The sequence below is a fragment of the Micrococcus sp. TCR-5 genome (assembly GCF_052220525.1).
GTDB classification, from domain to species: Bacteria; Actinomycetota; Actinomycetes; order Actinomycetales; family Micrococcaceae; genus Micrococcus; species Micrococcus luteus.
On sequence record NZ_JBQPDO010000026.1, the window covers coordinates 1 to 10,249 of the forward strand.

At 73.9% G+C, this 10,249-nt stretch carries 11 protein-coding genes; 4 read left to right on the forward strand and 7 right to left on the reverse strand.

Annotation, left to right across the window (positions count from 1 at the left end; translation table 11 throughout):
• Positions 1-423 (forward strand): DUF4259 domain-containing protein (locus tag ACTSKS_RS10675; protein WP_442927548.1); only part of this gene is annotated, 423 nt, incomplete at its 5' end.
• 49 nt (positions 424-472) lie between these two features.
• Here the strand turns inward: ACTSKS_RS10675 and ACTSKS_RS10680 are convergent.
• From ACTSKS_RS10680 to ACTSKS_RS10695, 4 genes are read right to left on the reverse strand one after another with little or no spacing between them, the layout of a single operon-like run.
• Positions 473-2,974 carry a heavy metal translocating P-type ATPase gene (locus tag ACTSKS_RS10680; RefSeq protein WP_442927549.1) on the reverse strand — a complete coding sequence of 834 codons (2,502 nt, stop codon included), beginning with the start codon at positions 2,972-2,974 and terminating at the stop codon, positions 473-475.
• Between the two features lie 5 nt (positions 2,975-2,979).
• Positions 2,980-3,198 carry a heavy-metal-associated domain-containing protein gene (locus ACTSKS_RS10685; protein WP_061866784.1) on the reverse strand — a complete coding sequence of 73 codons (219 nt, stop codon included), beginning with the start codon at positions 3,196-3,198 and terminating at the stop codon, positions 2,980-2,982.
• Positions 3,199-3,239: 41 nt separating this feature from the next.
• Positions 3,240-3,620: a metal-sensitive transcriptional regulator gene (locus tag ACTSKS_RS10690; protein ID WP_002856860.1), complete on the reverse strand. Its 381-nt coding sequence runs from the start codon at positions 3,618-3,620 to the stop codon at positions 3,240-3,242.
• A 10-nt stretch (positions 3,621-3,630) separates the two neighbouring features.
• Positions 3,631-4,425, reverse strand: coding sequence for an arsenate-mycothiol transferase ArsC (locus ACTSKS_RS10695; protein ID WP_134417042.1), 795 nt, complete (start codon positions 4,423-4,425; stop codon positions 3,631-3,633).
• A 194-nt stretch (positions 4,426-4,619) separates the two neighbouring features.
• Here ACTSKS_RS10695 and ACTSKS_RS10700 point away from each other — a divergent pair, with 194 nt between their 5' ends.
• Positions 4,620-5,864, forward strand: coding sequence for an isochorismate synthase (locus tag ACTSKS_RS10700; protein ID WP_098094128.1), 1,245 nt, complete (start codon positions 4,620-4,622; stop codon positions 5,862-5,864).
• A 320-nt stretch (positions 5,865-6,184) separates the two neighbouring features.
• On the opposite strand, the gene ACTSKS_RS10705 is transcribed toward ACTSKS_RS10700, so the two are convergent.
• Positions 6,185-6,457: a three-helix bundle dimerization domain-containing protein gene (locus tag ACTSKS_RS10705; RefSeq protein WP_227448856.1), complete on the reverse strand. Its 273-nt coding sequence runs from the start codon at positions 6,455-6,457 to the stop codon at positions 6,185-6,187.
• A 345-nt stretch (positions 6,458-6,802) separates the two neighbouring features.
• On the opposite strand from ACTSKS_RS10705, the gene ACTSKS_RS10710 reads away from it, so the two are divergent.
• A complete protein-coding gene (locus ACTSKS_RS10710) occupies positions 6,803-7,675 on the forward strand; it encodes an oxygenase MpaB family protein (protein ID WP_135039771.1) in 873 nt (290 codons plus the stop codon).
• The gene (gene rlmN, locus ACTSKS_RS10715) at positions 7,668-9,065 is read left to right on the forward strand and encodes a 23S rRNA (adenine(2503)-C(2))-methyltransferase RlmN (protein WP_134417045.1); all 1,398 of its coding nucleotides are present in this window, start codon (positions 7,668-7,670) and stop codon (positions 9,063-9,065) included. The genes ACTSKS_RS10710 and rlmN overlap by 8 nt, the downstream gene beginning before the upstream one ends.
• Positions 9,066-9,140: 75 nt before the next feature.
• On the opposite strand, the gene ACTSKS_RS10720 is transcribed toward rlmN, so the two are convergent.
• Together ACTSKS_RS10720 and aroQ are read right to left on the reverse strand one after the other, a co-directional pair.
• Positions 9,141-9,623, reverse strand: coding sequence for a pyridoxamine 5'-phosphate oxidase family protein (locus ACTSKS_RS10720; RefSeq protein ID WP_036384307.1), 483 nt, complete (start codon positions 9,621-9,623; stop codon positions 9,141-9,143).
• Positions 9,624-9,719: 96 nt separating this feature from the next.
• Positions 9,720-10,172, reverse strand: coding sequence for a type II 3-dehydroquinate dehydratase (gene aroQ, locus ACTSKS_RS10725; RefSeq protein ID WP_217565335.1), 453 nt, complete (start codon positions 10,170-10,172; stop codon positions 9,720-9,722).
• Positions 10,173-10,249 lie beyond the last annotated feature (77 nt).

The following is a 10,249-nucleotide window of genomic DNA, read 5'->3' on the forward strand; positions in this document are numbered from 1 at the left end:
GGTCAGGTCATGGGCGCATGGGGCAGAAACGTCTTCCAGAACGACACGGCGTTGGACATCGTGGACGAGGTCCTCGACGGCACCTTCGACCTGGACGAATTCCGCAGGAACTTCCGTCGCGACGAGGACGAGGGCCACCTGACCGCGAGCCAGGGCGCCGCACTCCTCACCCTCGGGGCGCTCGTGCGGATCGCCCGGAACGAGGACCACGCGGACCTCGAGGCCCTGCTCGAGCACGCGGAGACGGACGAGGTGGACCTCACCGCCTTCATCGATCAGTTCTCGGACGAGGACGTCGAGACCCTGCGCGAGCTGATCGGCGTGGTCATCCGCGAGCCCTCCTGCTCCGAGCTCTACCAGCTCTGGGAGGAGTCCGGCGAGCTCGAGCAGTGGCTCGAGTACTCCCGCGAATGCCTGCCCTGACCGGCCGGCCGGTCCGGGGTGGACCCGGCCCGGCCAGCCCCGCCCCGGCTCAGCGCGCGTAGCGGGTGAGCCGCAGCGAGTTCAGCACCACGAGCACGCTCGAGGCCGCCATCGCGCCGCCGGCGATCATCGGGTTCAGCAGGCCCAGGGCCGCGACCGGGATGCCGAGCACGTTGTAGAGGAACGCCCAGAACAGGTTGGTGCGGATGATCCCCAGGGTGCGACGGCTCAGGTCGAGTGCCTGGACCACCTGGTGCAGGTCGTCGCCCATCACGGTGATCTGCGCGGCCTCGCGGGCCACGTCCGTCCCCGAGCCCATGGCGATGCCCATGTCCGCCGCGGCGAGCGCCGGGGCGTCGTTGACGCCGTCGCCCACCATGGCCACCACGGCGCCCTCGGACTGCAGGCGCGTCACCACGTCCACCTTGTCCTCGGGGCGCACGCCGGACACCACGTCCGCGGCCGGGATCCCGACGGCGTCCGCCACCTGGGTGGCGACGGCGGCGTTGTCCCCGGTCACCAGCAGCGGGCGCAGGCCGAGCTCCTTGAGCCGGGCGATGGCGTCCGCCGAGGTCTCCTTCACGGTGTCCCGCACGGACAGGACGCCCGCCACGCGGCCGCCGACCGCGACCCACACGGCCGTGGCGCCGGCCTGCTCCGCCGCCTCGAACGCGGCACGGTGCTCGGCGGGGATGCCGCCGTCGAGGGCGGTCTCGAGGACGGAGCCGCGGCCGACGGCCACGCGGACCGGATCCGGGCCGGCGGCGCCGTGCGCGCCGGAGCCGAGGGCGCCGTCGTCGTGGGGGAGGGCGACCAGCCCGGACACGCCGCCGCCGGCCGTGGAGGCGAAGTCCGCCACGCCGGGCACGGTCAGGCCGCGCTCCTCGGCGCCGGTCACGATCGCGCGGGCGATCGGGTGCTCGGAGCCGCGCTCGACGGCGGCCGCCAGGGTCAGCAGGACATCGGCGGCCCGGTCCGGCGCCGTTTCGTCAACGAAAACGCTCCCGGAGGCGCCCGTTTCGTCAACGAAAGCGCTCCGGGAGGCGCCCGTTTCGGCCACGAAAGCGGGGTCGAGGACGAGCACGTCCGCCAGCGCCATGCGGCCCTCGGTCACGGTGCCGGTCTTGTCCAGCACGATCGTGTCCACGGTGCGCGAGTCCTCGAGCACCTCGGGGCCGCGGATGAGGATGCCCAGCTGCGCGGCGCGGCCGGTGCCGGCCAGCAGGCCGACCGGGGTCGCCAGGCCGAGGGCGCACGGGCACGCGATCACGAGCACGGCCACGCCGGCGCGCAGCGCGGACGGCAGGTCGCCGGTCACGATCATCCACACCGCGAAGGTCAGCACGGCGATCCCGAGCACGATCGGCACGAACACGGCGGAGATGCGGTCGGCCAGCCGGGCCACGCGCGCCTTGCCGGTCTGCGCCTCGGAGACGAGCCGCCCCATCTGGGCGAGCGTCGTGTCCGAGCCGACGCGCGTCGCGCGGGCCACGAGTCGGCCCGAGGTGTTCAGGGTGGCGCCGGTGAGGGCGTCCCCGGGGCCGACCTCCACGGGCACGGACTCGCCGGTGAGCAGGGAAGCGTCCACGGCCGAGGTGCCCTCGAGCACCTCGGCGTCCGTGGGCACCTTCTCGCCGGGGCGGATCAGCACGACGTCGCCCGGCGCGAGGGACTCGGCGGGCACCGTGCGCTCGGCGTGGGTCTCGGGGTCGTAGAGGGTGGCCTGGGCCGCGCCCAGGTCCAGGAGGGCGCGCAGCGCGGCGCCGGCCTCACGCTTGGCGCGGGCCTCGAGCCAGCGGCCCAGCAGCAGGAACGTGGTGATGACCGCGGCCGTCTCGAAGTACAGGCTGTGGTGGGCCATCTCCGCCATGGTCCCGCCCACGTGGGCGGTCATGTCCGGCGCCAGGATCAGCTCCACGGCCGAGTACACGAAGGAGACGAGCACGCCCACGGACACGAGGGTGTCCATCGTGGACGAGCCGTGCCGGGCCGCGCGGAACGCCGCCGAGTGGAACGGCCACGCCGCCCACAGCGCCACGGGCGCCGCCAGGACGAACGCGACCCAGCCCCAGTGCGGGAACTGCAGCGCCGGGACCATGGAGATCAACACGAGCGGCACCGTCAGCACCGCCGCGCCGATCAGGCGCGGCTTCAGCACGTCCTCGCCCGGACCGTGGGCCATGTGGTCGTGGTGGTCCACGCCGTCATGGTCCGCGGCGTGGCCCTCGCCGTGGTCGGAGGTGTGGGCGTGCCCGGCGTGTGCCGCGTGCCCGGCCTGGCCGGCCGGCGGGGCGGGACGGCGCACCGTGGCGCCGTACCCGGCCTTCTCGACGGCGGCCACGAGCTCCTCGTCCGACACGCCGGCGGGCGCGGTGACGGTGGCCTGTTCGAGCGGCAGGTTCACGGACGCCGTGACGCCCTCGAGCTTGCCCAGCTTGCGTTCGACGCGACCCACGCACGAGGCGCAGGTCATGCCGGTGACGTCCAGGTCGACGCGACGGGTGGTCTCGGGCTGCGGGCCGGCCGGGGCGGAGGAGGCGGGGTGGGTCATGGGGCTCAGCCCTCCACCAGCGTGTAGCCGGCCTCCTCGACGGCGGCGCGCGCGGCGGCGGGGTCGAGGGGGCCCTCGGAGGTGACGGTGGCGGTGGAGACGCCCCCGGCGTTCAGGTCCACGTCCACGGCGGAGACGCCGGCGATCTCGCCGAGCTCCTCCTGGACGGAGGCGACGCAGTGGCCGCAGGTCATGCCGGTGATCTTCAGGTCGGTGGTGGTCATCTCGTGCTCCTCGTGCGGTGGTGGGTGGGCGACGGCGCCGGTCAGCGCAGCAGGCGGCCGAGGGCGGCCGTCGCCTCGGCGACCTTCTCGTCGATGAGCTCGGTGCGGCCTTCCGCCTCGGCCTGCACCGCGGCCTCCGCCACGCAGTGACGCAGGTGCTCCGAGGTGAGGTTCAGGCTGAGGGACTGCAGCGCCTTCGTGACGGCGGCGACCTGCGTGAGGACGTCGATGCAGTACACGTCCTCGTCCACCATGCGGTGGAGGCCGCGCACCTGCCCCTCGATGCGGCGCAGTCGAGCGAGGTGCTTCGCCTTGTCCCGGTGCACCTCGTGCGGGGGCCGGTGGCCGTCGCAGGCGTCCGCCGCGGCGGACGGAAGGGGCGAGGCGGCGGCGGGCGCCGTCGTCGTGCTGTCCGTGCTCATACCCCCTGTTCTATACCCCAGGGGGGTATGGGTCAAGGGGTCGGCCGACGCGGGTGCCCTCCTCCGGCAGCGGGGTGGCGGCTTCGCCCAGATCGGCGATCAGGCCGCGGACCTCCAGGTCCAGGGCGTCGCGCACGCCGCGCACCTGCTCGAGGCTCATGCCGCGGATCGACGGCACGGACCACTTCTGCACCTGCGCGCCCTCGGGGATCTCGAACGGATCCGCGCCGTCGAAGAGCACCACGATCTCGGCGGCCCGGAGCACGTCCGGGTCCAGGCCCTTGGTGTACGTGTGGTGCAGCGGGATGCCGATCTCGTTCATCGCCTCGAACGCGGTGGAGATGACCTCGCCGGCGGGCTCCGTGCCGGCCGAGCGGGCCCTGACCTCGCCGTGGGTGCGGTTCTCGAGCAGGGCCGCGGCCATCTGCGAGCGGCCGGCGTTGCCGTGGCAGACGAACAGCACACGCGGGTGGCGGGACTCGATGCTGCCCTGGTTGATCGCCCTGGCGCGCAGGCGCGAGGCGGCATGCTGCACCGAGGTGGTCGGCAGCATCTCCGGGTGGCGGCTCGTCTCGGCGAGCTCGGCGTAGGAGTCGAACAGGAGCTGACGCACCGTCGCCTCGTCGGCCACGCCGGGGAAGCGCGCCATCAGCGGCCCGACCTCGCGCTCGAGCACGTGCGCGGCCATCCCGTGCGGCACGGGGTCCACCGCGGCGGGGATGTCCGGCGCGGCCGTCGTGTCCAGCGGCATGTCGTCCACCGCCGGTGCGTGATCGGCGTGGGGGTCCGGGGGGATGGGGGCCATGATGCGAGTCCTCCGGGGAAGGCGGTCGGTTGAACGCGAGGTGAACGGGTGCCCCCACCCTGCGACGTCGGGTGTGCCGGCGCAAGCCTTGACGGGATCCCTCCGCGCCCGACGACGCCGCTCGCCGCCGTCGGGGCGGTGGCCGAGGCCCGGGCCCGGAGCGGGGGTCCGCCGAGGTGGGAGAGAATGGGGCCATGTCTGTCCGCTCCCTGCTCCCGGACCTCGGCACCTCCGCGACCGGGACCCCCGAGGCCGCCGTCCCCCCGTTCGCTCGGGCGGTGCTGTGGGCGCACGGGGACGACGCGTGGCGGGGCGAGGGCGGCTGGACCGTGCTCCTGGACGGCCCCGACCGGCTCCGCCGACTCTCCGCGCTGTGGCAGGCCGCCGTCGCCGGGCGACCGGACCCGACGGCCCCGCTGCGGGGCTGGATCTCCTCGACCTTCGCCGATGACTCGCCTGAGCCCGCGGTCCTGCGCATCCCCGCGGATCTGCGCCGCGCCACGCCGTCCGGCGTGCGGGACGTGGCCCAGCACGTGGACGCGGACGCGCTCGCAGCCGCCGTCGCCGCGGACCGCGGAGCCCGGCTGCTGGCCGACGGTGCGGTGCCCCTGCCCGCCGGCGTCGCCGACCGTGCCTGGGACGACGCCGGCTACGCGGCCGGGGTGCGCGAGCTGCTGACGCGGATGGCCGACTCGGGCGGGGAGCTGGCGAAGGTCGTGATCAGCCGCACGATGACCGTCCCCGCGGACGACGCCGACCTGTGGCGGGCGATCGGGGAGCTGCGCCGCGAGTACCCGCAGACCTGGGTGTTCGCCGTCGGCGGGCTGCTGGGCGCCACGCCCGAGGTCCTTGCCACGCGGCACGCGGGGCTCGTGGGCTCGCGGGTGCTGGCGGGGTCCATGCCGCGCGGCGCGGACGAGGAGGAGGACGCCGCGCTGCGGGAGCGGCTGGCCTCTGATCCGCGGCTGGCGGAGGAGCATCGCTGGGCCGCGCGGTCGGTGCTGGACGCGCTGGCGCCCGTCGTCGACCTCGCCGATGACGACCCCGCGCCCACCGTCCTGACCCTGCCGAACGTGCACCACCTGGCCACGTCCGTGCGCGGCCGGCTGCGGGATGGGCGGGGGACCGTGCTGGACGTGGTGGCCGCGCTGCATCCGACGGCGGCCGTCGGCGGGACCCCCACGCCGGACGCGGTGCGGGTGATCGCGGAGGTCGAGCCCGTGGACCGCGGCCGCTACGCCGGGCCGGTCGGGTGGCTGGATCAGGACGGCGACGGCGAGATCGCCCTGGCACTGCGCTGCGGCCAGCAGGTGCCCGGCGGGGTGCGGCTGCAGGCCGGGGGCGGGATGGTCCCGGGAGCGGTGCCCGAGGAGGAGGTCACGGAGATCCGGGCCAAGTTCCTGCCGATGCGCCGAGCGCTGGGCGTCGCCGAGGACTGAGGCCTCCCGTGCCGGTCGCGCTTTCGTTCGGGAAATGGCGGCGTGTCGCGGTGCTTTGGTGTGGGAAACGGCGCCGCACGCCGGATTCGCGTGGGCGGCGATGGAACGGCGTTCCGGAGCGGAGGTGCCGGACGACATCGTCAGCAAGGAGCGGTGACGCCGTTTCCCGAACGAAAGCGTCCTGAGGCCGGCCGTTTCCCGAACGAAAGCGTGCTGGGGCCCGCCGTTTCCCGAACGAAAGCGTCCTGGGAGGCGAGAAGACCCGCCGGCCACGTCCCCTCGCGGGGCGGGCCGACGGGTCTTCGCGTCGGTGTGAGGGATCAGGCGGCGACGGCCATGGCCTCGTGGGCCGGCGTCGCGGCCTGGAGGCGGCGGGTGGCCTCGCGCTCGGCGAGGGCCGGCAGGAAGGTGGTGATGCGGGCGCCGCGCTTGAGGTCGGCGACGACCTCGCGCACGACCGAGCGGACGGTCTCGGCGGTGACGGTGCCCTCGAAGCGGCGGAGGAGGGTCTCCTCGACGCGCTGGAGCACGTGGCGCTGCATGAGGGGGCTCGGGGCGGTGGGCAGGTGGTGGCTGGTCGTGTTGATGCTCACGGTGAGCACCTCCTTCGGTTGCCGGACCACGAGTCCGGCGGATCGTCGCGGCGGGGCCGCGGGTGATGAGTTCGGTGGAGTCTCGACCTCGCGTTCCGTAAACGCTAGGTGAACTGCTTGTGAACAAGTTTACAGATTTCCTCCCGGAGTGCAACTCCGTGTTCACCAACGTGACCTGTGACACCCTGTCGCGCATGCCTGCATGGCGCGAAATCAGCGCAATCATGCGGTTCTCGGATCGAGGTGCCACGAGCGGCAGGCGAACAGCAAGATGAACAGAAGGTGAACGGCACCGTTCATCTCGGCCCCCTGCCCCTCCGCCCGGCCCGGTGCGAGGCTGGGACCATGCGCCCCGACCGCCGCTCCGCCCCGACCTCTGCGGCCGCCCTCGCCCGCGAGGCCGTGATCCTCGCCGGCGCCGGCGCGGCGATCCTGCTCCAGGTGGCGCACCGGCCGGTGGGGGCCGGCGTCGCCGTCCACTCCCGGTTCACCGAGGACCCGATGCGCCGGCTCCGCCACACGCTCGCCTACATCTACGCGGTCACCCTCCCCGAGGCCGCGTCGTTGCGAGACGCGGTCGTCGACCGGGTGCGGGCGGCGCACCGCCCGGTCCGCGGGGTCGACGCCGGAGGCCACCCCTACGACGCCGCCGACCCGGACGCCCAGCTCTGGGTGGCCGCCACCCTCTACGCGATGGGGGAGCAGGTGCGCCGCCGGATGTGGGGCGCCCTCGACGCCGAGGACGCCGACCGCCTCTACCGCGGGTACGCCCCGCTCGCCACGAGCCTGGAGGTCCCCGCCTCCGCCTGGCCGGTCGACCGCGCGGCGTTCGCGGACTACTGGGACGACCGGGTGGCCCGGCTCGAGGTCACGGACGACGCGCGGCGGATCGCCACCGACCTGTTCTCCGGCCAGGGCGTCCCCGCGCCGCTGCGGGCGGCCCTGCCCCTGGCCCGGTTCGTCACCGCCGGCCTCCTCCCGGGGCGCGTGCGCGCCGGCCTCGGCTGGTCCTGGACCGGGCGGGACTCCGTCCGGGAGGCACGCCTCTGGGGGCTGGCGCGGACCCTGTACCGGCCGCTGCCGGCGAGGGTGCGCGGCGTCGTCGTCCGCTGGGTCCTGCGGGGGCTGCCCCGGATGCCGGGGCCGCGCGGCGCCGTCGACGTGGAGGCGACCCGCCGCGAAGTCCGCCCCGTCTGGGAGAATGGTGCCGATGTCTGACTACCAGCCCCGCCGCCCCGGATCGAAGCCCACCCCGAACCGCCAGAGGGACCGCGCCGGCAAGCCGGCCCTCGGCCGCCCCGAGCGCGGCCTGATCGACGAGTCCGAGGCGCGCCAGCTCGCCGAGGACCGAGAGCGCATGCGCCGCGCCGGCGTCGGCCACCAGCTCTCCGCGCCCAAGCGCCGCGAGGCCGCCACCGCCGAGCGCCCCCAGGTGATGCCGAAGACCGAGGGCTGGACCCAGCCGATGGGCCCGGACGGCCGACCGCAGCTGCAGTTCAAGCAGCCGCGCGTCTCCCAGCCGCCCACCCACCTGGCCGACCTCACGCTGAAGGAACGGCAGGAGAAGGCCAAGGAGATCGGGATGCCGGCGTTCCGCGCCAAGCAGCTCTCGGTGCACTACTTCGAGCACTACACCACCGATCCGGAGCAGATGACGGACCTGCCCAAGGACAAGCGGGAGGCGATCGCGGAGGCGTTCTTCCCGCCGCTGCTCACCGAGGTCCGGCGCATGGAGACCGACCGCGGGGACACCGTCAAGTTCCTGTGGCGGCTCTTCGACGGCGCTCTCGTGGAGTCCGTGCTGATGCGGTACCCCGGCCGCGTGACGCTGTGCGTGTCCAGCCAGGCCGGCTGCGGGATGAACTGCCCGTTCTGCGCCACGGGCCAGGCCGGGCTGACCCGCAACATGTCCACGGCGGAGATCGTGGAGCAGATCGTGCTGGCCAACCAGGTGATCGCCCAGGGCGGACTGGGCGGCAAGCGCAAGGACGGCGGGCACGACGCCGACCGCGTCACCAACGTCGTGTTCATGGGCATGGGTGAGCCCCTGGCCAACTACAAGCGCGTGATGGCCGCCGTGCACCGCATGGTGGACCCCTCGCCCGAGGGTCTGGGCATGTCCGCGCGGAACATCACGCTGTCCACCGTGGGCCTGGTGCCGGCCATCCGGAAGCTGGCCGAGGAGGGGGTGCCGCTGACGTTCGCCCTGTCCCTGCATGCGCCGGACGACGAGCTGCGCGACGAGCTGATCCCCGTGAACTCGCGCTGGAAGGCGGACGAGGCGATCGACGCCGCGTACGACTACTTCGTGGCCACCGGGCGCCGGGTGTCCATCGAGTACGCGCTCATCAAGGACATGAACGACCACGCGTGGCGTGCCGACCTGCTGGCCAAGAAGCTCAACGCCCGGGGCAAGGGCTGGGTGCACGTGAACCCGATCCCGCTGAACCCGACGCCGGGCTCCATCTGGACCGCCTCGGAGAAGGACGTGACGCGCGAGTTCGTGGACCGGCTCAACGCCGCCGGCATCCCCACCACCCTGCGCGACACCCGTGGCAAGGAGATCGACGGCGCGTGCGGCCAGCTGGCGGCCGAGGACGTCGACTGACCCGCCGAGGCCCCTCGCGCGGCGCTCGCCGGCCCCTCCGCGGACCAGCCGCGAGGCCGGCGTCGGGAGGCGCCGTCAGAAGCGGACGGTCTCGCTGTCGCCCGGGTGGGCCTCGCCGCCGGTGACCTTGGCCTTCACCAGTTCGACGGCGGTGGCCACCGCGCCCGGGGACTCCCAGAACTGGGCGGTCTGCACATCCACGCGCACGAGCACGATCTGCGGATCCTCGGGGCTCGAGCCCTCACCGAAGAACGCCTCGGTGGCCGGGTTCCAGAACTCCTTCTTGCGCGCGTCGTCGCGGACGAGCTGACCGTGGCCCGCGAGGGAAGCCCAGAAGTCCTTGTCCTGCACGGCGACGTTGACCGGGCGCTGCGGGGCGTCCGCGGCGACGTCGGAGGTGGCGCGCGTGAGGAACCAGAGCGTGCCACCGTCCTCGGCCTGCTGCAGGCCCATCGGGCGGGTGACGAGCGTGCCGTCCTGCTCAGCGGTGGTCAGCATGCAGACGTTCACCTTCGCGAGCTTCTCGAGCAGACGGGCGCGGGGATCCTGGGTGCCCATGGCGTGGCTCCTTCGTCGTCGGGTGCCGGCGCCCTGATGCGGCCACCGGCTCGTACCACCGACCCTAGGCACGGCCAGGCGGGCCCTGACCAGCGCTCAGCGGCGCACAGCCGCGGCGAGCCAGTCGACGGCGAGGGCGTAGCCCTGGACGCCCGCCCCGGCGATCACGACGTCGGCGACGGCGGAGACGTGCGAGTGGTGCCGGAACGCCTCGCGCCGGTGGACGTTGGAGATGTGCACCTCGGCGATCGGCCGGTCGACGGCGGCGAGGGCGTCCCGGATGGCGATGGAGGTGTGCGAGTACGCGGCGGGGTTGATGAGGACGCCCGCGTGGGAGGTGCGGGCCTCCTGGATCCAGTCGATGAGCTCGCCCTCGTGGTTGGACTGTCGGAAGTCCACGGTCAGCCCGTGCTCGGCCGCGCGGGCCTCGGTGAGCGCACGGACGTCGTCGAGGGTGGCCGTGCCGTAGACCTCGGGCTCGCGGGTGCCCAGCAGGTTCAGGTTGGGGCCGTTGAGCACGAGCAGGGGCAGGATGGGGGCGCCGGTCATGGGGCCAGTCTAGGTGTTGTGGGTCATGAGGTTCTTGCCACGGGGTACGGGCTGAGATGAGACGAGCGGGCCTCTCC

Bases quoted from the DNA above. Each gene is read 5' to 3' on its own strand.
- ACTSKS_RS10680 (WP_442927549.1), bottom strand. From the start codon at position 2,974: ATGACCCACCCCGCCTCCTCCGCCCCGGCCGGCCCGCAGCCCGAGACC.
- ACTSKS_RS10685 (WP_061866784.1), bottom strand. From the start codon at position 3,198: ATGACCACCACCGACCTGAAGATCACCGGCATGACCTGCGGCCACTGC.
- ACTSKS_RS10690 (WP_002856860.1), bottom strand. From the start codon at position 3,620: ATGAGCACGGACAGCACGACGACGGCGCCCGCCGCCGCCTCGCCCCTT.
- ACTSKS_RS10695 (WP_134417042.1), bottom strand. From the start codon at position 4,425: ATGGCCCCCATCCCCCCGGACCCCCACGCCGATCACGCACCGGCGGTG.
- ACTSKS_RS10700 (WP_098094128.1), top strand. From the start codon at position 4,620: ATGTCTGTCCGCTCCCTGCTCCCGGACCTCGGCACCTCCGCGACCGGG.
- ACTSKS_RS10710 (WP_135039771.1), top strand. From the start codon at position 6,803: ATGCGCCCCGACCGCCGCTCCGCCCCGACCTCTGCGGCCGCCCTCGCC.
- rlmN (WP_134417045.1), top strand. From the start codon at position 7,668: ATGTCTGACTACCAGCCCCGCCGCCCCGGATCGAAGCCCACCCCGAAC.
- ACTSKS_RS10720 (WP_036384307.1), bottom strand. From the start codon at position 9,623: ATGGGCACCCAGGATCCCCGCGCCCGTCTGCTCGAGAAGCTCGCGAAG.
- aroQ (WP_217565335.1), bottom strand. From the start codon at position 10,172: ATGACCGGCGCCCCCATCCTGCCCCTGCTCGTGCTCAACGGCCCCAAC.